Annotated in this window: 25 protein-coding genes and 1 pseudogene; 13 read left to right on the forward strand and 13 right to left on the reverse strand. The window is 26.2% G+C overall.

What is annotated here, in order from left to right; all coding sequences use genetic code 11:
• The 3 genes from dnaA (at position 1) to gyrB (ending at position 4,902) form a co-directional block, all read left to right on the forward strand.
• Positions 1-1,317, forward strand: a complete 1,317-nt coding sequence (gene dnaA, locus APAC_RS00005; protein ID WP_130232149.1) for a chromosomal replication initiator protein DnaA — start codon at positions 1-3, stop codon at positions 1,315-1,317.
• 168 nt (positions 1,318-1,485) lie between these two features.
• A complete protein-coding gene (gene dnaN, locus APAC_RS00010) occupies positions 1,486-2,556 on the forward strand; it encodes a DNA polymerase III subunit beta (protein ID WP_130232150.1) in 1,071 nt (356 codons plus the stop codon).
• Positions 2,557-2,583: 27 nt separating this feature from the next.
• On the forward strand, positions 2,584-4,902 hold the full coding sequence (gene gyrB / locus APAC_RS00015; RefSeq protein ID WP_130232151.1) for a DNA topoisomerase (ATP-hydrolyzing) subunit B: 2,319 nt from the start codon (positions 2,584-2,586) through the stop codon (positions 4,900-4,902).
• Positions 4,903-4,932: 30 nt separating this feature from the next.
• Here gyrB and APAC_RS00020 read toward each other — a convergent pair whose 3' ends face one another.
• Positions 4,933-5,931, reverse strand: a complete 999-nt coding sequence (locus tag APAC_RS00020) for an NAD(P)-binding domain-containing protein (RefSeq protein ID WP_130232152.1) — start codon at positions 5,929-5,931, stop codon at positions 4,933-4,935.
• Positions 5,932-6,087: 156 nt separating this feature from the next.
• On the opposite strand from APAC_RS00020, the gene queF reads away from it, so the two are divergent.
• Complete coding sequence (gene queF / locus APAC_RS00025) at positions 6,088-6,465, forward strand: preQ(1) synthase (protein WP_196781800.1); 378 nt, start codon at positions 6,088-6,090, stop codon at positions 6,463-6,465.
• 11 nt (positions 6,466-6,476) lie between these two features.
• Positions 6,477-7,130, forward strand: a complete 654-nt coding sequence (locus APAC_RS00030) for a MerR family transcriptional regulator (protein ID WP_130232154.1) — start codon at positions 6,477-6,479, stop codon at positions 7,128-7,130.
• Between the two features lie 162 nt (positions 7,131-7,292).
• On the opposite strand, the gene APAC_RS00035 is transcribed toward APAC_RS00030, so the two are convergent.
• Positions 7,293-7,559 (reverse strand): helix-turn-helix domain-containing protein, encoded by a 267-nt coding sequence (locus APAC_RS00035; protein WP_130232155.1) that lies wholly within the window; start codon positions 7,557-7,559, stop codon positions 7,293-7,295.
• A 170-nt stretch (positions 7,560-7,729) separates the two neighbouring features.
• On the opposite strand from APAC_RS00035, the gene APAC_RS00040 reads away from it, so the two are divergent.
• The 3 genes from APAC_RS00040 (at position 7,730) to APAC_RS00050 (ending at position 10,092) form a co-directional block, all read left to right on the forward strand.
• The gene (locus APAC_RS00040; protein WP_130232156.1) at positions 7,730-8,308 is read left to right on the forward strand and encodes a hypothetical protein; all 579 of its coding nucleotides are present in this window, start codon (positions 7,730-7,732) and stop codon (positions 8,306-8,308) included.
• An 8-nt stretch (positions 8,309-8,316) separates the two neighbouring features.
• On the forward strand, positions 8,317-8,808 hold the full coding sequence (locus tag APAC_RS00045; protein ID WP_130232157.1) for a DUF4468 domain-containing protein: 492 nt from the start codon (positions 8,317-8,319) through the stop codon (positions 8,806-8,808).
• A gap of 63 nt (positions 8,809-8,871) precedes the next feature.
• Positions 8,872-10,092: an IS256 family transposase gene (locus APAC_RS00050; RefSeq protein ID WP_130232158.1), complete on the forward strand. Its 1,221-nt coding sequence runs from the start codon at positions 8,872-8,874 to the stop codon at positions 10,090-10,092.
• Between the two features lie 315 nt (positions 10,093-10,407).
• On the opposite strand, the gene APAC_RS00055 is transcribed toward APAC_RS00050, so the two are convergent.
• The 6 genes from APAC_RS00055 to APAC_RS00080 all read right to left on the reverse strand — a co-directional run bounded on the left by APAC_RS00055 (position 10,408) and on the right by APAC_RS00080 (position 14,710).
• Positions 10,408-11,064: a hypothetical protein gene (locus APAC_RS00055; RefSeq protein WP_130232159.1), complete on the reverse strand. Its 657-nt coding sequence runs from the start codon at positions 11,062-11,064 to the stop codon at positions 10,408-10,410.
• A 130-nt stretch (positions 11,065-11,194) separates the two neighbouring features.
• A complete protein-coding gene (locus APAC_RS00060) occupies positions 11,195-11,473 on the reverse strand; it encodes a hypothetical protein (protein WP_130232160.1) in 279 nt (92 codons plus the stop codon).
• The gene (locus APAC_RS00065) at positions 11,466-11,723 is read right to left on the reverse strand and encodes a hypothetical protein (protein ID WP_130232161.1); all 258 of its coding nucleotides are present in this window, start codon (positions 11,721-11,723) and stop codon (positions 11,466-11,468) included. Before APAC_RS00065 ends, APAC_RS00060 begins: the two co-directional genes overlap by 8 nt.
• A complete protein-coding gene (locus APAC_RS00070; RefSeq protein ID WP_130232162.1) occupies positions 11,720-11,929 on the reverse strand; it encodes a helix-turn-helix transcriptional regulator in 210 nt (69 codons plus the stop codon). The genes APAC_RS00065 and APAC_RS00070 overlap by 4 nt, the downstream gene beginning before the upstream one ends.
• Positions 11,930-12,120: 191 nt before the next feature.
• On the reverse strand, positions 12,121-13,437 hold the full coding sequence (locus APAC_RS00075; RefSeq protein ID WP_130232163.1) for a hypothetical protein: 1,317 nt from the start codon (positions 13,435-13,437) through the stop codon (positions 12,121-12,123).
• 1 nt (position 13,438) lies between these two features.
• On the reverse strand, positions 13,439-14,710 hold the full coding sequence (locus APAC_RS00080) for a tyrosine-type recombinase/integrase (protein WP_130232164.1): 1,272 nt from the start codon (positions 14,708-14,710) through the stop codon (positions 13,439-13,441).
• Between the two features lie 455 nt (positions 14,711-15,165).
• Here APAC_RS00080 and APAC_RS13480 point away from each other — a divergent pair, with 455 nt between their 5' ends.
• From APAC_RS13480 to APAC_RS00100, 5 genes and pseudogenes are all read left to right on the forward strand, one after another.
• Positions 15,166-16,059 carry an MCP four helix bundle domain-containing protein gene (locus tag APAC_RS13480; protein WP_308738355.1) on the forward strand — a complete coding sequence of 298 codons (894 nt, stop codon included), beginning with the start codon at positions 15,166-15,168 and terminating at the stop codon, positions 16,057-16,059.
• Between the two features lie 7 nt (positions 16,060-16,066).
• Positions 16,067-16,726, forward strand: a pseudogene (locus tag APAC_RS13485) (methyl-accepting chemotaxis protein); the annotation flags it as partial.
• Between the two features lie 37 nt (positions 16,727-16,763).
• Positions 16,764-17,183, forward strand: a complete 420-nt coding sequence (locus APAC_RS00090; protein WP_130232165.1) for a YqaA family protein — start codon at positions 16,764-16,766, stop codon at positions 17,181-17,183.
• Positions 17,184-17,223: 40 nt separating this feature from the next.
• Entirely contained in the window at positions 17,224-18,087 is an 864-nt protein-coding gene (locus APAC_RS00095) for a sulfurtransferase (protein WP_130232166.1), read from the forward strand.
• Between the two features lie 45 nt (positions 18,088-18,132).
• Positions 18,133-20,079, forward strand: a complete 1,947-nt coding sequence (locus APAC_RS00100) for an EAL domain-containing protein (RefSeq protein ID WP_196781792.1) — start codon at positions 18,133-18,135, stop codon at positions 20,077-20,079.
• 4 nt (positions 20,080-20,083) lie between these two features.
• On the opposite strand, the gene APAC_RS00105 is transcribed toward APAC_RS00100, so the two are convergent.
• From APAC_RS00105 to modA, 5 genes are read right to left on the reverse strand one after another with little or no spacing between them, the layout of a single operon-like run.
• Positions 20,084-20,932 carry an ABC transporter ATP-binding protein gene (locus APAC_RS00105; protein WP_130232168.1) on the reverse strand — a complete coding sequence of 283 codons (849 nt, stop codon included), beginning with the start codon at positions 20,930-20,932 and terminating at the stop codon, positions 20,084-20,086.
• 3 nt (positions 20,933-20,935) lie between these two features.
• A complete protein-coding gene (locus APAC_RS00110; RefSeq protein WP_130232169.1) occupies positions 20,936-21,283 on the reverse strand; it encodes a DsrE family protein in 348 nt (115 codons plus the stop codon).
• A gap of 10 nt (positions 21,284-21,293) precedes the next feature.
• Positions 21,294-21,986, reverse strand: coding sequence for a molybdate ABC transporter permease subunit (modB, locus tag APAC_RS00115; RefSeq protein WP_130232170.1), 693 nt, complete (start codon positions 21,984-21,986; stop codon positions 21,294-21,296).
• The gene (locus APAC_RS00120) at positions 21,979-22,380 is read right to left on the reverse strand and encodes a transporter (protein ID WP_130232171.1); all 402 of its coding nucleotides are present in this window, start codon (positions 22,378-22,380) and stop codon (positions 21,979-21,981) included. The genes modB and APAC_RS00120 overlap by 8 nt, the downstream gene beginning before the upstream one ends.
• Positions 22,373-23,122, reverse strand: a complete 750-nt coding sequence (gene modA / locus APAC_RS00125) for a molybdate ABC transporter substrate-binding protein (RefSeq protein ID WP_130232172.1) — start codon at positions 23,120-23,122, stop codon at positions 22,373-22,375. Before modA ends, APAC_RS00120 begins: the two co-directional genes overlap by 8 nt.
• Between the last annotated feature and the right edge of the window lie 10 nt (positions 23,123-23,132).

Here is a 23,132-nt window from a genome sequence, read left to right on the forward strand (position 1 = left end):
ATGACAAGTAAAGATTTTTTGACAATTATTCAAAAAGAAGCAACAAAAACTGATTATGATAGATATTTAAAACAGCTAACATACAAAAAAATTTCATCTGACGATGAATTAGCTGTATTTGAAGTTGGAAATAAATATATTGCTTCGTGGATAAAAAGTAAATTTTCAAATTTAATCCAAAACTGTTTTGAAATATATGATGGGTCTAAGCCAAAAATTGAAATTAAAGTTGCTGGTGAAAAAAAATCGAAAAAAGAGATTAAAAAAGAGCAACTTCAAAATGAAACAGCTGAAAGTACTATTTTAAATCCTTCATATACATTTGATTCTTTTGTAGTAGGACCTTCAAACCAAATGGCATATAATGCTTCACTTGCAGTATCAAATAAACCAGGAATTCAATACAATCCCCTATTTATCTACGGTGGAACAGGTCTTGGTAAAACACACTTACTTCAAGCAGTTGGTAATCAAGCAATTGAACAAGGTAAAACTGTAATTTATGTAACAATTGAGCAGTTCATGAATGACTTTACATTTTCAATTAAAAATAAAAATATGGAACACTTTAGAAGTAAATACAGAAAATGTGATGTTTTACTAATCGATGATATTCAATTTTTATCAGGAAAAGAGCAAACTCAAGAGGAGTTTTTTCACACATTTAATGAATTGCATAATGCAAAAAAACAAATTGTGATGACAAGTGATAGACTCCCTTCTCAAATAGCAGGACTTGTTGATAGGTTAAAATCAAGATTTGAATGGGGATTAACAGCAGATATCCAAATACCAGGACTTGAGACTAAAATTGCAATTATTGAAAAAAAATCTGAATTAAATGGAATTGATTTAACAAGAGAGATTATTAACTTTATCGCAACAAACCTAGATAGCTCTATTAGAGAAATTGAGGGTGTTTTAATTAGAATTAATGCAAGTGCATCACTTTTAAACCAAGAAATTACTATTGAAATGGTTCAAGGTTTATTAAAAGAGCAAATAAAAGAAAACAAAGAAAACATCAAATTACCAGATGTAATTAATATCGTTGCAAATGAATTAAATATTAAACCAAGTGATATTAAATCTAAAAAAAGAACTGCAACTGTAGCAAATGCTAGAAGAGTATGTATATACTTAGCAAGAGAGTTAACACACAACTCAATGCCTGATATTGCAAAGTTCTTAGGTATGAAAGATCATAGTTCAATTTCGCATAATATTAAAAAAGCAAATGAGCTAATTGAGAAAGATGAAAACTTTAAATTAATCATCGAAAATTTAAAAAATAAAATCATAAATAAGGAGTGGTAGACCTAAACTTTTAAAAAAGTTTTTCAAGCAAATGTGAAAAGGTGTGAATATAATGCAAATTTTGTTCACTATCTCAAAGTTCCATTATTTGGCAGCTAAAGAAGTATTTTCATCTTTTCACATTGTCTACTATTTCTACTAGATTAATAAAATATATTAGGAGATAAAATGAGGTTCGTAATTACAAAAAATGTTTTTGAAAATGTAGTAGCTCATATGCAACCTTTTTTAGAAAAAAAAGATGCTAGTTCAATTACATCACATATTTATTTAGAAACATCAAATGATGTACTAACTTTAAAAGCAACAGATTATGAAATTGGTTTAGAATCAAAAATTGATAGCATTACTGATTGTACAGATGGAAAAGCAACTGTTAATGGTTCTAATTTACTTGGTATTATTAAAAGATTAAAAAATGAAGAAATATCAATAGAAACATCTTCTAACAATTTAATAATTAAACAAAAAAAATCAACATTCAAATTACCAATGTATGATGCTAATGAATATCCAAATGTTAGTAAAACTACAAATCTAAAAGATTTATCAATATCTACATTAAATTTTATTACTTCTATTAGAAGAATAACACCTGCTATTGATAATAATAATCCTAAATTTGAATTAAATGGAGCATTACTTGATATAAAAAGTTCTAAAATAAATTTTGTTGCAACAGATACTAGAAGATTAGCTATATCTCAATTACAAAATATTTCTAATGAAGAAAGCCAATTTATTATCCCTAAAAAAGCTATTATTGAAATTCAAAAACTATTTTTAGATGATGCAAAAATTTCTTATGATGATACAAATTTAGTAATTTCTAATGAAAATACAATTTTCTTTACAAAACTAATTAATGGTAAATTCCCAGATTATGAAAGAATTATTCCAAATACTTTAAAACACAATTTTGAATTACCAAAAAATATTTTAATAGAATCTATAAAACTTGTTACTTCACTATTTTCAAATATTAAAATCACTTTTACTCCTAATAATATAATATTTGAATCACTTGATGAAGATACAGAATCTAAAACACAAGTTGATATTAATTTAAATATAGAAGAAGAATTTTATCTAGCTGTAAACGCTAAATATATATTAGACTTTTTAAGTATGACTGATAACGATAAAATTGCAGTTGGATTTAATGAATCTAACTTACCATTCTACTTACAAGATGAAAAATTTAGAACAATTGTAATGCCTATTGTTTTAGAAAAATAAGAAAGATAAATAATACAAGGAAACTAAATGAGTCAACAAGAGTACGGCGCTAGTAATATTAAAGTTTTAAAAGGTTTAGAAGCAGTAAGAAAAAGACCAGGTATGTATATTGGTGATACAAATACAAATGGTCTTCACCACATGGTTTATGAAGTAGTTGATAACTCTATTGATGAAGCAATGGCTGGATATTGTAAAAATATTAAAATTACTATGACTAAAGATGGTTATGTAAGAGTTGAAGATGATGGTAGAGGTATTCCAGTTTCTCTTCATCCAACTGAAAAAATCTCTGCTGCAACTGTTGTATTAACTGTACTTCATGCTGGTGGTAAATTTGATAAAGATACTTATAAAGTTTCTGGTGGACTTCATGGGGTTGGTGTATCTGTTGTAAATGCACTTTCAAAAGATCTTAAAATGACAATTCATAGAGAAGGTAAAATTCATTATCAAGAATTTTCATGTGGTATTCCAAAAGCTCCATTAGAAGTAATTGGAGATGCCCCAAGAAAAACAGGTACTACTATTGAATTTTTAGCAGATGATTCTATTTTTGAAGTTACAGAATATATTTTTGAAACTTTAGCAAAAAGATTTAGAGAAGTTGCATACTTAAACAACTTTATTTCAATTACACTTGAAGATGAAAAAACTAAGAAAAAAGAAGTTTACCATTTTGAAGGTGGAATTAAGCAATTCGTCGAAGATTTAAATAAAGATACAGCTGTTTCAGATGCAGTTGCATTTAATGATAGAGTTGAAGATGTTGAAGTTGATATTGCTTTAATGTATAACTCAACTTACACAGAAAAAACAATCTCATTTGTAAATAATATTAGAACAATTGATGGTGGTACTCATGAAGCAGGATTTAAAGCTGGACTTACTAGAAGTATTACAAAATATTTAAGTGCAAATGCAAATGCAAGAGAAAAAGATGTAAAAATTACTGGTGATGATGTAAGAGAAGGTTTAATTGCAATTGTTTCAGTAAAAGTTCCTGAACCACAATTTGAGGGTCAAACTAAAGGTAAATTAGGATCTTCATATGTAAAACCAATTACTCAAAAATTAACTGGTGAAGCTTTAGATAAATATTTTGAAGAAAATCCTACTCAAGCAAAAGCTATTATGGAAAAGGCTTTAATGGCTGCACGTGGTAGAGAAGCTGCTAAAAAAGCTAGAGATTTAACTAGAAAAAAAGATGCTATGACAGTTGGAACTCTTCCAGGAAAATTAGCTGAATGTCAATCTAAAGACCCAGCTATTAGAGAATTATACCTAGTGGAAGGGGATTCTGCAGGTGGTTCAGCTAAACAAGGTAGAGATAGAGTATTCCAAGCAATTTTACCACTTAAAGGTAAGATTTTAAATGTTGAAAAATCTAGACTTGATAAAATTTTAAAATCTGATGAGATTAGAAATATGATTACAGCTCTTGGTTGTGGTATTGGTGAAGATTTTGATGAAGAAAAAATTAGATATCACAAAATCATAATCATGACAGATGCCGATGTTGATGGTTCTCATATTCAAACACTGTTATTAACTTTCTTCTTTAGATTCTTAAGACCTGTAGTTGAAAAAGGATATTTATATATCGCTCAACCGCCTTTATATAGATATAAAAAAGGTAAAAATGAGACTTACTTAAAAGATGACACAGCATTATCTAACTTCTTAATTGAAAACGGTTTAGAATCATTTAGCTTTGAAGGAATGGGTTATAATGATCTTTTAGACCTGTTTAAAATGGTTTCTAGATATAGAGGAATGCTAGGACAGCTTGAAAAGAGATATTCTCTTTTAGAGGTTTTAAAACACCTAATTGAGAATTCAGACTTAGTAAATTTAGAGTTCTCAAAACTTTACGAAGAAGTTAAATCATTCTTAGAAGAAAAAGGTTACAATATTTTATCTAAAACAATTACTGATGATATGATTCAATTATTTGTGCAAACAAATGAAGGTTTAGAAGAATTAATCATCGATGATGAGTTATTTGCATCTCCATATTTTAGTGAAGCTACATATATTTTCTCAAAATTAGTAGAAAGAGATATCTCTATGTTTGATAAAGATTTAATTGAAATTTTAGAAGATATAGAGGGATTAGCTAAAAAAGGTGCATATATCCAAAGATATAAAGGTTTAGGGGAAATGAACCCTGAACAATTATGGGAAACAACTATGATTCCTGAGGATAGAAGACTTTTAAGAGTAAAAATTGAAGATGCAGAAATTGCTTCTGATACATTTACATTATTCATGGGTGATGAAGTAGAGCCTAGAAGAAATTATATTGAAGAGCATGCAAAAGACGTTGAACATTTAGACGTGTAAAACTTTTTAGAGACTTTTTAGTCTCTAAAATTAGTTATTATCAAATTTTTCTGTATGAGCGAAAATTTTCCCTCTTTTTCTTTGAATATTATTTACAATATGATATCCATGATTTAAAGCAATAGCGATACTTCCTCCACTTGCAAAAGCAATATCTCCTGCTACATAAATATTTGGTGTAGTTGTTTCTTGATGCTCATCAAATATAGGTTTACTATTTTCATCAACTTCAATACCACATGCTTTTAAGAAGTCAACTGGAGTTGTACCACCAATTGCATAAATTATTCTGTCATATAGTACATCAAATCCATCATCAAAACTAACTTTTACTTTACCCTCTTCATTTTCTAGTGATAAAATATCTGTATTCATTCTAAGTCTTAGCTTTTCTTCACCATGACATTTTTTTAAAATTGACTCATTTGTTTCATTTAATCTAGAAAATTCTGGTTTTCTATAAACTAAAGTTACAGTGTTTCCTTGGTCTGCTAATTCATAGGCATATTCAGCTGCACTATTTCCACCACCTACAACTAGAATTTTTTCATTTGTTCCACATTTATCAAGATTAAAATTAACTTGGGGTCTAATTGATGGAGGAATCTTATATGAAGGTTTATTTGGTTTACCCATTTTTCCAATAGCTACAACTGCATTATGTGTTTTAACAATACCTTTTGATGTATGAATTTCTAACAAGTCATTATTTTTTTCAATCTTTTCAACTTCTGTGTTGAACATTGCATCAATTTTTTCATTATCTAATAAGTCATTGAAGTAATCAAGAGTAGTCTCTTTTGTACCATCAAAAAACTCTACATTACCTTGCAAAGTTGTAACTTGACCTTTGTAATCTTTATCTACTCTTTTACTGTCTTTATAAAATTTTCTAATAGTATTTGAGTGATTATCTGTTTTTTCTATTAATAATATTTCACCTATATTATGTGCAGATGCTTCAATAGCAGAGCCTATACCACCAGGTCCACCACCTATAATTACAATATCATATGTTTTACTTATCATAAGTTCCTCTTATAGTTTAAATTTTTAGTTTGTTTAGTTTTTCGAGATATTATTATACTTAAATATTTATATATATACAATAAGTAACATTTGTAAGTTTTTTTTAGATAAAATTGCCTAAAACTAAAGATATAAAAGGTTATTAAAGATATGGAAATTAAATATGGTGAACAAGAAATTTTAGACTTCGATATAAATAGTGAAGAAAATTTTTGGCCTAATAATCATGAAAAAAACTATGTAATAAAAATTGAATTACCAGAATTTATGGCTAAATGTCCTAGAAGTGGTTATCCAGATTTTGCTACGATTTATTTAGAGTATACACCAGATAAATTAGTTATTGAGTTAAAAGCTTTAAAAATTTATATTAATTCTTTTATGTTTAGGCATGTTTCTCATGAAAACTCTATAAATGAAATTTTTGATACTTTATATAATAAATTACAACCAAAATGGATGAAAGTAATTGGAGATTTTAAACCAAGAGGAAATGTACATACTGTGATTGAAATAGACAGTTCTAAAATGTAAGGAATAACACCTTGGAAAGATTAGTTACTACTTCTCAAGCTGCAGAAATACTTGGCTTGTCTTTACAAGGTGTACATTATAGAATTAAAAAAAATCAATTAAAATCTATAAAACAATCAGGTAAAACTTATGTTTATATAGATGATTCTAATCAAGTAAACACAAATAATACTGATATAAATCAAATTAATAGAAAAGAAAATATTTTTGAACAAAAATCATCAACAAACGAATTTAATTCTATTATTGAAGTTAAAAATGAGCAAATTGTATTACTTAAAAAATCTATGAAATGGATGAAAAAACAATACATTTCAGAAATAAATAGATTAGAAAAAAATCAAAAAAGAATTATAGAAGTATTTAATTCAGAAATTAAACTTTTACAAAGTGCCTTCAATGAAATGCGTTCTATTTATAATAAACCTCAAATACAACAACCTATTAATCAACAATCTCAAACAAAAAATACAAACGAAGAAAAGAGAACTTTTATTACAGTTAAAGAGTTTTTTGCTTTTATGAAAAGTCATCAAAAAAGTGACCAAGAGATAAAATATATTATATTTAGAGCTATACGAAATAATGATTATAGATTTATATATAATAAAAGTGAAAAAAAACTGTTGATTTTAAATGCTGATTTTGAAGATTTGATTAAATAAGTCTTGAAAAAAGTGCTAATAGCACTTTCTCCAGATGCCTATAATTGGTTTATAAAGCCTATAAAATAGGAGTTTAAAGAAAGATTAAAAATAAAGAGTAACACTTAGAGTAACAAAAAATTAGATTTAATAGTATATATATTCTTTATAAATTAATTAAAACTAAATCTCACTTTCATTATTACTAAATAAGTCTTTTATATCTACATTCAAGTAATGAGCAATTTTAATTAAGTGTTCTAGATTAAAATGTTTTCCTCTTTTCAAACTTTCAGCATTAGTATAAAATGTAGCAGTTGTAAATCCCATAGCTAAAGCAATAGTTTCTTGAGTTATATTTTTTGATAATCTTATTCTTTTTATATTAGTAACTATTCTCTTATAAACTTTTTCAATTTCATCATCATTTATATCTGCATAATATTTCATTTGTAACCTATAGGTTAAGATATTTATTATGAATATTATTGATAAAATTGTTTTTATGTTATAACCAATAGGTTACAAATTTATAATTTTATTATTAAAAAATAAGAAATGAGTCATTTCTGAGACATTCTTATGTTACTATTTTTTAAAATTAAAAATAAGGGAAAAATATGAAAAATAAAATTTTTATACTAGGATTACTTTTTATAAGTATATTCATGTTTACAGGTTGTGGTGGAGGAGGTGGAAGTTCTTCAACATCTTCAAATAGTCAAAGCTATGATTTCTATGAATATTTAGTTAGTAGTAATACAGTAACAAAGAACTGGGATTCATATATTTTAGATAGTTCAAATAATATCTATTCAACGAGCTTAAATCTTGGTAGTAGTACAGAAACTATTTTATCTTCAACAAAAGCAATTGTAAATGAAGACTATACAACAACTTATGAGGCTTTATCAAATTCTATTTATGTAACGGAGTTAGGGGGAAGTGGTTATTTAAACAGATATATTTCTGTTGGTGATAATTTAGTTACTGATTATAAGTTTACAGAATATTTAGATACATTTATTCCTATTAGTGGATACATTTTTAATGATGTAATTAAAATTCAAGTTGATATGAATGATGGAACGTACACATATGATTATTACTCTAAGGGTTTAGGTAAAATTGCTACAACTAGTAATTATATAATTAGTGGAATAACTTATACACAGTTATCAATAGTAAATAATTATTAAGGATTAAAATGAAATTTTTATTAAAAATAATGATTATAGGGGTTGTTCCATTATTTGTTTTTATAGGGTGTGGGCAACCTACAGTTCCTAAAAATCAATTAGTTTACAGTAAAATAATTCAGCATAATAAAAATTCAAATGAAGCTTTTGAATTTTCTAAAATGTGGTTAGCTAATGCTTTCGTTGATTCTAAATCAGTAATTGAATATGAAAATAAAGATAATTTTACAATTATTGGAAAAGGAATTATTCCAAAAGTTTATTACGGGTTAACTATCTATGGTGATACAAAATTTACTATAACTATACAAAATAAAAATAATAGGACAAAAATTACTTTAGATAATATCAAAATTGAGACATACGATAATATAAATGGGACTTTAAAATATGATATGTGGAATCAAAAGCAATTTAACTATTTCAGTATAGAAGCAGATAAGTTACTTACTAGTTTTAAAAGCTCATTAAGTAAAAAAACATTGAATGATAATTGGTAATCCTTTTAAAGGGAGTGTTAGAAATTCCGTGTCAATCTGATAAAATAATATCAAGGATTAACAATGGAACAGAAAATAGAGTTTGACTTCAATGAAGTTTTAGAACAATTTAAAAGTGGAAAAAATCTTACAGGTAAAGATGGACTTTTAGCTCCACTTATTAAACAACTTACAGAAGCTGCACTTGAAGCAGAAGTAGAATCGCATATTGCTAATGATGTTTTAAATGGTACAAAGAACCGAAAGAACGGTGTAAATAAAAAAACTATCAAGGGTTTATCTGATGGATCATTTGAACTTGAAACACCAAGAGATAGAAATGGCACATTTGAACCACAACTTGTAAAGAAACATCAAACTACAATCTCCAATGAAATAGAAGATAAAATACTCTCAATGTATGGCTTAGGGATGAGTTATACAGATATAGCCTCTCATATTGAAGAGATATATCAAGTATCTATTTCAACTGCAACAATAAGTACAATTACAGATAAAATAATTACAAAGGTAAAAGAGTGGCAGTCTCGTCCACTTGATACTATATATCCCTTTGTATGGCTTGATGCTATACATTATAAAGTTAAAGATGGTGGTAAATATGTATCTAAAGCTGTTTATACTATTTTAGGTGTCGGTATGGATGGTAAAAAAGATATACTTGGACTATATCTATCAGAATCAGAAGGAGCAAACTTCTGGCTTTCAGTTCTTACTGATTTAAACAATAGAGGTATCCAAGATATACTTATTGCATCTGTTGATGGATTAAAAGGCTTTCCTGAAGCTATAAAAACCATATTTCCAAAAACTGAGGTACAACTATGTATTATTCATCAGATTAGAAATTCAATACGATATGTAGCTTCTAAAAACCATAAAGAGTTTATGGCTGATTTAAAGCCTGTATATCAAGCAGTATCCAAAGAAGCTGCAGAAGATGCACTAATATTGCTTGATGAAAAATGGGGTAATAAATATCCTATCGTACTTCAATCTTGGCAAAATAAATGGGAAAACCTATCGGTGTATTTTAAATATCCACCAGAGATAAGAAAAGTGATATATACCACAAATATCATTGAATCTGTACATCGTCAGTTTAGAAAACTTACTAAAACAAAAGGAGCTTTTCCTAATGAAAATAGCTTACTAAAATTGTTATATATGGGTATAAAAAATGCTACTAAAAAATGGAATATGCCTATGTGGAATTGGAATCTAACCCTCTCACAATTAGCTATATTTTTCGAGGGTAGATTGGATAGTGAACTTAAAATTTAAGTTTGGGTGTGATAGGATTTTATCCTATCAGAATTATGTTGACACGGAATATTTAATGGTCTCCTTTTAAAATATAAAACAAGATGTAGCACTATCCAAAAAGGTGCTACATATTAAATATCATTTTTAGTTTCTTTCTAATTTCCACTCATTTCCATATAATTAACCTAATATAGTCTATTTTAAGGGATTGTTCTAAATTTTTATTGAATTTAAGCGGAAATGGAAACCGACATAAAAACTTAACCCACATTGAGTTTATAGGGTGCTGATGACCCCTTTATAACTCTAAAAATGTTTCAGAGTACCTTTTTATCACAATAGATTTATAAAATCTTTAAATTCATGTAAGGGTAAAGCCAATACTTTTGCATTAGGAATATTTACTTTAGCTTCAATCCTCCATAATGGAAAATCTAATTTATTTTTATATGCCTTGTCATAGATTGTAATTCTCTCAATCATATCATTATATGTTTCATTTATGTAGTATGTTCTATAAAACATTCCATTTTTAATAAACTGATTTACATTATAATAACAACTAATACTTTCTATATTTGGTTTTCTATCAATGTCAATACAAATGTCAATATTAGTAATATTTTTTAGGATTGCTATTATTTTATCTATTAAACTATGAGGAGGAGCTTCTTTATGATATTGCTTAATTCCAAAAATTACCATAGTAGCTTTTTTATATCTTGGTCTATCTTCATTTGAGTTGTAAAAATAGATATTATAGTTTTCAAATTGATATACACTTGTAACCTCATCATTTACATATCTTCTTTTTAATTTTTGTATAATATAAGAGTTTTTCTTTAATTTATGCCAATTACCTAATTTTTTTAAATGTTTTAGTTTATATTCTTTACTAAATTTAGTTCTTATAGTATCTATTGAAAAAGTTATATTATTCTCTGAATTAAATTCATTGATTTCAATTTCTAAATTAGATAAAATGTTCATAGTATTTTAAGACCTATTATGAAAAACTAAACTAAACCCAGTTTATAGAATATCGCCAAATACCACTATAAAGGGGCTAAGTTTAGTTTATTTGTTTTCAAGGTCGTCTAAAAATTAGATTACCTTGTACTTACCTATACGGTGTATTTAACTTCTTTTTTTTCTTGTATTTAACTCTAAAATCTAATTGAGGATATTTTTTAAGAATTTTATTTTTTATTCTTGAAATAGTAGTTATAACACTCATCAATTCAGGTTCTAATTCATAAATACGATATGAATAATAAAATTCTTTTAAATACTCCATCATAATTAATGGATTACTAAAATCACCACCAAATTTTTTTGGATTAGATTTTATTTTATGAAATACCCAGTGGTATAATTGTTTTTTTAGATAATTATCCATTATTTACCTCTCTTAATATATTCATTTCTGATATTAAAGAATTCATAATATTGCTATGTAAAAATTCAACTATATTTGACTCACTATCCATTCTTGTATAAAATAGTTCTGTACAATTCTCATACAAAATTTCTAAGATTTCAAGTCTTGAAATTTGTTTTGGTTTGAAACCATAATCTTTTATGTAGTATTTCAATGCTTTATGATTTACATTATAGTCTTTTGCAATTTTTTTGATTAAACTTTTCATTTTGCCACCTCATCATTAAGGTTAAAAACTTTGTTTATTTCATCTATTGAAAAGACAGTAACTCTTTGTGAAATTTTAATAGGAGTTATTTTTTGTAACTTTGAAAGTCTCCAGACATTAGATTTGCAAATACCTAAATATTCTGCAACTTCTTTTGCTCTGTAATACTTTTTATTTTTAAGTTCTGTAAATTCATTTTTTGACATATTAGTCCTTTTTTAATAATTTACAATTGCAATTGTTTTATATAATATAGTGATTAAGAATATTAGCTTTATATTTTTTCTAAACTCTAAGACGTATTCTTGTGGTTCATCTTAATTCATATGAAACTATAACAAGAGGTTAAAAATAGATGTACTAAGAAAAATAGTAAAAAAATTAGTACACTATAAAATTAGAGTTTTAAACCTGTAAGAAGTTCTTTATACTTTAGTTGTTCTATAGGTGTTTTTATTGCATAATAATAGTCATAGGCTGTACTTGAAGATATTTTATGTTTTGAATATTTCAAAAATTCTTCTTTTTCAAAAATATAGTCTTCTGATACTTTTTTTATGTGTAATTTCTTTAATAGTTTTATTGGTATTTCTTCTTCTAATATTTGTTTTTCAAGTATTTTTATATGATTTTTAGTGTATAAATCTTTTGGCTGTTTATTTAGTTGGTTAATTTCCTCCCTTAACTCTTTTATTTTTATATCATTTTTATTTTCTTGTTTAATCTTTTTATTTTCTTGTTTTATTTTCTCATTTTCCTTATTAATTCTTTTTTTTAATAATTCGTAAAAGTCATATACAAAGAATGCATCAGCTATTACTTCTTTAGTAATTTGTTTCTTAGCCTTTTTTGTTAAGCAATCATCATATTTGTCATGTATTTTTGAAAATTTTTCAAAAAAATCAATTTCTTTTGAAATCCTAACAATTGATTCATTTTCTTTAATAGTTTTTAAAATCATTTCAAAATGTTCTTCTGTATCTTTAATATGATAAGGGTTAATAATTACATTTACACATGGATTTAATTCTTTGGGAATAATAAGTCTTTTTGTAGATACAAGTAAGTTTAATTTATCTAAATTTATTTGTTTTTCTGATTTCGATATAGAATAAATATCATAATTTATATTTTCATTAAATGGCTTATTATAATCTTCGATATTTTCAGGTAAGGGGAATAGTACATCTTCATTACCAATTATTCCTAATTCTTGATGAAATCTTGTAATATATGTTCTTTTTTTTCCTATTGTAAAATTAGAAGTTAAAATATTATAAGTTTCACTAACATGGTATACAAATTCGTTATCTGAAAAAATATACTCAATTATATCTTCTTCATAATATTCTCGTATCCAGTATTCTTTTAATAAAGTTATATTTATTTCTTTTATTAATTTAGTTTCTTCTTGTTCTTCAATAAATTTTTTAAAGGATGGTAGGAAATAACCTTTATTATATATATTAAATACCTCATTATTAAATGATAGATTAGTCTTAAGCAGTTTAGCATCATCAAATTTTTTAGGTTGTGTAGCTATTGCTATTATTAATTTTTCTCTTACTTGTCCAATTAGTTTTTTAATATCATTTCTTAATTCAATTACTTTTTCATTTCTTATTGCACATTCATAAGCTATTCTATTAGTAAGTTCAGAATTCTTAATTTCTTTTAGTTCTTCATATTCATTTATATGTGGTAAATTATTCATTTTAATTAACCTTTAAAGAATTTAGATAATTACTCCACCATTCAACCAATGGTTTCAATTGTTCAAAGAATTCAGCTCTATGGTTATAAGCTAACTCTACTTTATTACTATCGTGATGGTCTAAAAATCGTTTTTTAACATCATAACTTATATTATGCTCCACTTGATGTGTATCTATTAAACTTCTATATATACCTCTAAAGCCATGTAATGTTTGTTTATTCTTGTAACCCATTCTTTTAAGTGCTTCATTTGGAGTATTACTATTTATTACTTTATTGTTTACAGATAAGAAAACATACTCTTGATGTGATGTAAATTCATATTGATTTTTTAATATATTTATTACCTCATCAGATAGTGGAACTTTAAAATCAGGTAGGTTTTTATTTTTTACTTTCATAAGATTTCTTGGAATAGTTAAACTTCTTTTATCAAAGTCTATATATTCCCATTTTAAGTTAGTCAGATTAGATGCTCTTAAAGGTAAATGGATACCTAACTTTAATGAATTAATAGTACTATAATGACCATTGTAATTGTATATACTATTTACTAACTCTTTTAATTCATCTATTTCCGTAATTTTTGCATAGTGAGTTACATTTGCTTTTGGTATGATGAGGTCTTTTAATATATTATCAAATGGATTTTTTTCTGCATATCCTAAAGTAATTGCATATTTGAATATAGTGTTAAGATGGTTATATAGTTTTGTTGCTGTTTCAATTCCATCAGGTGGATTATCATTATCTTTAGCAGAGTGTATTTTTTTATTTAGTCTTTCTTTTATAACTTTGATAATATCTTGATGTTTTATATCATCAATAGATTTAGTTTGTAAGTAAGGATAAGCATCATTAGTAACTATGGCTTTTTTTCTTTTAAATGCTCTTGGAGTCATTCTTTGTTCTTCAAATTCTAACCATTGTTCAGCTATGTTTTTAAAATTGTTGTTTTGTTTCTTTAAATCTTCTTGTTTTTTCTCTTTTTTATAATCAATAGGGTCTATTCCTTTACTGATGAGGTCTAAACATTCATTTGTTCTATCTCTTGCAGTTGATAATGAAGTATTAGGATAATATCCAAATGTAGTCTTTCTTCTTCTTTTTTTACCTTGTGGTGTGTATTGTGTAGGACTTGAAAAAATAAATTCCCATTTTTTCTTTTTATCAGGTTTTACTAATATTTGTAATCCACCACCATCTGATAAAGCATAGTCTTTTTCTTTTGGTTTTAAACTCTTAATTTTTGTATCTGTAAGCTTACCCATAATATAGCCTTTAGATAAGTTAGTGTTACTTTGAATGTTACTCGATAGTGTTACTTAATATAAGGGGTAACACATAAGGTAACATTTATACATAGATTTTGTTACTCTAACTTAGATTAATATAGATTATTGTATCATAAAAAAAGTTTAAATTGATTGATTTTATGGGCTTTGTTCTATTTGATTAGAGTGCTAATAGCACTCTTCTCCAGGTACCCAATCACAACACTAAAAGAGGTGCCTTGCTATGTTCCCATCCTGGGGCGTTGTCTCAAGTAATGCTTGAAAGGGGCTAAAGAAGAGCATTGAAAATACCTAAATATTCTCAGTGTTCTTCTTTTAAGTTTGAAATTTTACATAAAATTACTTTAAGTTTCTATTAAAAAATAAAAAGATTCTATTTTGTTACCAATATTATTTTATGATTTTAAAAATAATATTTTAATGAAGAAATAATGGTTAAAAACTTATCTACAAAACTAAAACTTTTGGTTTTGGTTTTTGTTAGTATAATAGCCTTAATAATTGTAGGTATAATAGGTTTGACAAAATTAAGTGAGGTAAATAAAGGTTTAGAAACTGTTTATCAAGATAGAGTTATTCCTTTAGAACAATTAAAAATAATTGCAGATGAATATGCAATAAATATTGTGGATACTACTCATCAAACAAGAAATGGGAATTTTAATTTTGAAACTTGTATTAGTAACATAACTGTTGCAGAAGATAAAATTCATAAGCAATGGGAAGCATATAGTTCTACTTTTTTAACAGAAAAAGAGAAGAAATTAGTTGAAGAAACAAAAGTTTTAATGGCAAATGGAGATAATATTGCAAGAAAAATAATTGATGCATGTAAAAATCAAGATTTAGAGCTTTTATCTAAGATTTCAGTTGATGAATTATATTCTAATATTGATCCAATTGGTGAAAAAATCTCTTCTTTAATTTCATTACAATTAAATGTGGCAAAACAAGAGAGAGATAAAGCACATAATATATACGAAAATAGCAAGGTATTAGTTATCTCTTCAATAATTGTTATTGTGTTAATTTTATCATTTTTAGCATACTTAATTATTAATGATATATTAAAAAAATTAAATCAATTTAAAGATGGTTTACAATCTTTCTTCCTTTATTTAAATCAAGAGACAAAAACAGTAAGTAATATAGATATTGATTCAAAAGATGAATTTGGTTTAATGTCAGATTTTGTAAATGAAAATATTGAAAAAACAAAAAATACAATTACTAAATTAACTGATAATGTTGCACTAGAAGAGTTTAAAGAAAATGATGAACATGGTGGTGTATTTGAACCTTTAGTTAATGGGATTAATTCTTAGTGAAAACTCTAATAATCTTTTAAGAGATGTTGATAAATTAAATAATAGTTCTAATGAAGCAGCAGCTTCTTTAGAGGAAATAGCAGCGGCATTGGAAGAGATTACTTCAAACCTTAGAAATAATACTCAAAATATTTCAAAAATGGCAGATTTATCAAATGAAGTAAATAATTCATCAAGCGAGGGACAAAAACTTGCTAATGAAACAACAAAAGCTATGGATGAAATTAATTCACAAGTAAATTTAATTAATGAATCAATTGCATTAATTGACCAAATTGCATTCCAAACAAATATTCTTTCATTAAATGCAGCTGTTGAAGCGGCAACTGCTGGTGAAGCTGGAAAAGGATTTGCAGTAGTTGCACAAGAGGTGAGAAACTTAGCAGCAAGAAGTGCAGAAGCTGCTAAAGAGATAAAAGATTTAGTTGAAAATGCTACTATCAAAGCAAATGAAGGTAAAAATATTTCTAACACTATGATTGATGGTTATAAAAAACTAAATGATAGTATTTTCCAAACTACAAATATTATTGAAGATATTCAAATGTCAAGTAAAGAGCAATTAAGCGGAATAGAGCAAATAAATGATGCTGCATTAGCTACTGATAGTTTAGCTAAAGCTATTGTTGAAGATGTAAACTTAAAAGAGTTTATAGGTAAATAAAATCAATATTTAAAGGAAAAAAGTAATAATATATCAAATGGTATATTTATTACTTTTTTTCACTGCTTTTGTATCTGCAACACTTTTTCCCTTAGGAAGCGAAGCCTTATTAATTTTTGATATTAAACAAGGTTATAATCTATACTTACTTTTATTTGTATCAACATTAGGAAATAGCTTAGGCTCTTTAGTAAACTATTTTTTGGGTTTAAAAGGAGAAGAATATTTAGTTAGAAAAAAATATATAAAAGAGAAATATATAAAAGTCTCTAAAAAGTTTTTTGATAAATATGGAGCATACACTTTACTTTTATCATGGTTACCAATTATTGGAGATCCTATTACTTTTATAGCAGGTGTTTTAAAATATGATATTAGAAAATTTATTCTATTAGTTGTTCTTGCTAAATTTTCTAGATATCTATTTTTAGCTTTATTAGTTTTATATAATAACTAACTTATGTTATTATAGTAATATTTTATTTTTGGAGATAATTATGAAGAAGTTTATAGGATTTTTACTATTTTTAGTTTTTCTGAGTTCTAGTTTAATAGCAAGTAATCTAAGAATTGAGATAAATGAATTAGTTAAAACAACTCAAAAGTATAAAATCATTGATGTTAGAAATAATCAAAATTATTCTACTAGTCATATTAAAGGTTCTATAAATTTCCCAGCTAGTTTAACTTATCATAATTTGTCAATAAACGGTAAAATAACTGAACCAAATAAAATGCAATCAATTATTCAGTCTTTAGGTATTGATATTAATGATAATATAGTTATTTATGATGATGGAACATTTTTTGATGCTTCAAGGGTATTTTGGGCTTTAGAAGTTTATGGATTTAAAAATGTAAAGTTATTAAACGGTGGTTTTGATTCTTGGAAACAATTAAATTATGAAACTTCACATGAACAACCAAAAATAAATAAGAGTAATTATATTGCAACAATAGATAATCAAAAACTTGCTACAAAATTTACTACTCAAATTGCAACAAGAAATAATTCACAAATTATAATTGATGCAAGGGATTATAAATCATATATTGGTCAAGAATCAGCAGCCAGAAGATTTGGACACATACCAAATGCCATAAATATCTCTGCTTATGAAAATTTAAAAAGAGTTGACAATATTTCAAAATTAAAAAGTTTTGACGAATTAACACAAATATATAAAAATCTAAAAAGAGATAAAAAAATAGTAATTTATTGCTCAGTTGGTAAAATTGCATCCACTAATTATTTTGCATTAAGAGAATTAGGTTTTAATGTTGCTAATTATGATGCTTCGTGGAAAGAATGGGGAAATGATTTTAATTTACCAGTTGTAAATTTATCTAAAAAAGATTAATTTATGTGGAATAAATTTAGTATAAAAGTACAACTAATTTTTTTTATGACATTAATTATTGTAGTTGTTGAGACTGCTACACTTTTTTTAGTATTAAGAATTCAAAAAGAAGAAAATAATAAAAATGCAATTGTTGAAGCTAAAGCTATTACTCAATCTTTAAATAATGATTTATTGAAATATCTTTTAAATCCTAGTGCAGATATGTTATCTGATATAAATTTTAGATTATCAGCATTTAAAAAAATAAATACAATGATTCTTTTTGATGAAAATAATAATCCTATTTATAAGTATGGAGATATAAGTAACATATCACTTAATGAATCAAAAATTTCAAAAAAAGATATAGTTTTTACTGATGATGATTTATTTATAAAAAATAGACTAACAGCTCAAGGTTATAACTTTGGTTACACTCTTTTAGATATTGATTTGACTTCATTTAAAATCAAGCAAGAGCAAATTACAAATACTATTATTATGATTTTTCCTTTTGCTTTGATATTTGGAATTTTTTTAAGTTTGTTTCTTAGTAAAAGTTATACTCAGCCATTTTTGAATTTGATAAATTCAATGAGAAAAAGTGACCCAACAAAAGATAAAATTGTAAAAGTTAAAACTAATGCAAATAATGAAATCAAAGAGTTATTTGAAGGTTTTAATAATTTGATGAAACAAATATCTCAATCCTCAAAACAGTTAAGATTTCAAGCAAGTCATGATCAACTGACAAATATCTTTAATAGATATTATTTAGAAGAAAAACTACAAGAGGCTTTAAAAAGCGAAAATAAAAATGGTTATAGTTTATTTAATATTGATTTAGACCAATTTAAGCTTATTAATGATTCTGCTGGTAACCAAGTTGGTGATGAGTTATTAAAAATGTTAGTTGTTTACTTTAATACTATTTTACCAAAGAATTCAATATTTGCAAGGGTTGATGGAGATAGTTTCATGGTCTTACTTGATAATGAAACTATTGATGAGAGTAAAAAATTATTAGATTTGAGTTTAGAAAAACTTAGTGACTTTAGATTTTCAAACCAAACAGAGACATTTAGTGTATCCGCTTCTATTTCTTTAGTTCATTTTAAAGCTTATCAATATACTTTAAAAGAGCTATTAAAGGCTAGTTCAAGTGCTTTATATACAGCTAAACAAAAAGGTAGAAATAAATCTCATATCTATGATGCAAGTGATGAAAATATAAAAAGATTTTCTATTGAACTTGATACTGCAAAATATATTAAAGAGGCTCTAAATGATGGACCTTCAAGATTTGAATTATTTGCACAAGATATTGTTCCTTTACAAGAAAAAAGTGACAAAATAGGATATGAAATTTTAATTAGAATGTGGGATAAAAATAATAACTTCATTTCGCCAGCAGATTTTTTACCAGCAGCTGAGAGATATCAACTTATGGCAGATATTGATACTTATGTTCTTTGGACATATTTAGAAACTGTAACAAAAGATAAAGATCATATAAATAAGCTTCATAGTGCCCATATAAATTTAGCGGGTTCAAGTTTAAATAATATTGATTTTCAAAGAAAAGTAAAAGAAGCAATTGAACACTTTGATTTTCCTTGGGAAAAATTGGAGTTAGAAATTACAGAAAGTTCAGCTATAGGAAGTTTCAATGTTGCAAATGAGTTTATTTCTTGGTTAAAAAGTAAAAATATTGGTTTAGCTTTAGATGATTTTGGTACAGGTATGGCTTCTTTTGAGTATCTAAAAAATATGCCATTTGATGTAGTGAAGATTGATGGTAGTTTTGTAAAAGATATGCATGTTGACCCAACAGATAAAGCAGTAATAAAATATATTCAAGAAATTGCTAGTTTAAAAAATCAAGAAACAGTAGCTGAATATGTTGAAACAAAAGAAGATGTAGAAGAACTTACAAAGCTTGGAATAACTTATGGTCAAGGTTATTATTTAGGTAAACCTAGACCTTTAAGTTCATGGTTAGAAGATTAATATTTTAATTTATTAATGGAGCAAAAGCCTTTGTACTTACTGTAACTTTTTGTCCAATTGTTAAATTACTTGCTTCTTCATGACTTATTACTATTTCAACAATTTGTTGACCAATAGAAACAATAGCTATTGAAATTACATCTACTTTTATGATTTCTAAAAGTTCTCCTTCAAAAGAGAATTTCGCACTACCATCTGTTTTCAGTAGTACTTTTCTAGGATTTCCATCATCACAAATTTTTCCATTTTTTAAAACTATAACTCTTTTACTAAGTCTATATATTTCACTTGGGTCATGACTTACCATTATTGTGGTTGTATTAAACTCTTTGTGTAGTTGTAAGATTTCATTTTGCAGTTTTGTTCTCATATTTGGGTCAAGAGCAGAAAGTGGCTCATCCATAAGTAACAATTTTGGTTTATTCATCATAGCTCGACATAAACTAACTCTTTGTTTTTGCCCACCACTAAGAGTGTTTGGAAGTCTGTTTTTTAGTTCACTAAGTTCTGTGATTTCTAGTAATTGATTAGCTAGTTTTTTATCTTTTGATACATAAAGCAGATTTTCAATTACTGTCATATTTTGAAATAGTGCATAATCTTGAAATACAAAACCTATTTTTCTTTTTTGAACTGGAAGATTATATTTATCATCAAGCCATATTTCATCATCTATTTTTATAGTTCCTCTAGCCTCTTCAAGTCCTGCTAAAACTCTAAGAAGTGTAGTTTTACCACTACCACTAAGCCCACTAAGAGCCACAAAATCTCCATTTTGTATTTGAAGATTTATATCAAGTATCATATTTCCCACAGAGCCATGAAGCTCTTTTTTTATATCAATTTCTATCATAATTTATACTGTTAGTGTAGACCAAATATCGTCATTTTGTAAGGCTTCATTTAGTAATTCTCCTGTGTGAACACAAGGTATATTTATACTTTCTAGTGATTCTACTGCATCATAATCTTCAGCACAAACAATACAAGAACTAAATTCAACACCGTCATTTTGTAACTCTTTTATTTTTTCTCTTAATAAATCATTCTCTTTTACAAGTTTAATAGATGGGCCCCAAAAAATCATATGAACTCTTTTCCAATATCCTCTTGGAATCGATACTCCTCCATAAAGCATAGGGAATTTTAATATTGAATCAATATTATCTGTAGTGATTACTATAAGTAAATTTTCTTTTTTCATTTTTGTTCCTTTATATTCCAAATTTCTTATTGTTTTTTTGATTAAAAATATACACACTAAGTAGCACTAAAAAGCTAATAATTATCATAATAATACTATAGATGTGAGCAGTTGAATAATCCATAATTTCTACAAATTCATATATGGCAACAGATGCTACTTTTGTCTCTCCTGGAATACTTCCTCCTACCATTAAAACTACTCCAAACTCTCCTACTGTATGGGCAAAAGTTACTATAAGGGCTGTTAAAAGGGCTGGTTTGATATTTGGGAGGGCTATTTTAAATATAGTTTGAATTTTTCCTTTTCCTGCAATATAACTAGCTTCAAGCATATTTTTATCTAAACTTTCAAAGCCACTTTGTAGTGGCTGAACCATAAAAGGTAAACTATAAAAACAACTAGCTATTACAAGTCCAGTGAAATTAAACACTAAACTTACTCCAAAAGTCTCTTCAAAAAAGCCACCAATTGGAGAATTATAAGATAATGCCCACAAAATATAAAACCCTAAAACAGAGGGAGGCAATACAAGAGGTAATGCTGTAATAGCTTCAATAAATGGCTTATACTTTGATTTTGTTTGTGATAAATACCATGATAGCGGTAGTGATATAACAAACAAAATCAAAGTAGTTATAAGTGAAAGTTTAAAAGAGATATAAAATGGAGTAAAATCTATATTTGTTAAAGTATCAATCATTGCATATTTCCTTTATAGATATATCACTTGCTTTTATCATAATTGTAAATTCATCATGTAGTTGTAAATTCATTTGTCTTAAACTTGTTGTTGTAAAAACACTCTCTATTAGAGTGTTTTTTGTTTCAAAGATAGCACTACTTAAAAGTTTTCCATTGTTTATTTTTTTTATTCGTGCTCTAAATTGATTAGTTATACTAATATATCCTTGAAAGTTTTTTGCAAAAGTCACATGAGTTGGTTTAACTGCAAGTATTACAGAAGTATCAATTTGAATTTTTTCACTCAATTCTAAACTCATCATTTTTAATAAAATACCATCAAAATCGAAACTAACAATATGAAGGCTATCTATTTTTTCGACTTTTGTAACTTTTGCTTTTATTTTATTCATTTACTAAATATCCAAAATTTTTAAATATATTTTTTGCTTCAGCACTTAATATAAAGTCATAAAATGCCTTAGCACCACTTTTACTTTCTGCTTTTTTTAGTATCACAATACCTTGATTAATAGGTGTATATAATCTTGAATCAACATCAATCCAGTTTATGTCCTTTTCAAACATTTTCATTTTAGGACTATATAGTGAAGACTTAGCAATAAAACCTAAATCAGCAGCAGTAATGGCATAACTAACAGTTTGAGATATAGATTCTCCATAAACAAACTTATTATTAACTTTTTCATATAAGTTTGCATTCTTTAAAGCCTCAATAGTTGCTTTTCCATAGGGTGCAGTTTTAGGATTTGCTATTGCAATCTTTTTTATTTTCTCATCAGTTATTATATTTATACCTAAATTAAAATCTCTCTTTTTATAACTAAGTATTGCTAAGCTTCCTTGAGCATAAACTATTGGTTTTATCATAGCTATCTTATCTTTATATAAAGCATCTGGATATTTCATATTTGCTGACATAAAAACATCAAAAGGAGCACCATTTTTAATTTGAGCTGTTAATTTCCCACTACTTCCAAGTGTTACTACAACTTTTGTATTTGGGTTTGTTTTATTAAACTCTTTTATCAAATCATCAATTGCATAACTAACATTTGCAGCCACTGCAATATTTATCTTCTGTGCAAATAAACTTACACAAGTTATTAAAAGTAGTATTAAAATTTTTTTCATAATTATTCCT

The sequence above is a fragment of the Malaciobacter pacificus genome, from assembly GCF_004214795.1.
GTDB lineage: Bacteria > Campylobacterota > Campylobacteria > Campylobacterales > Arcobacteraceae > Malaciobacter_A > Malaciobacter_A pacificus.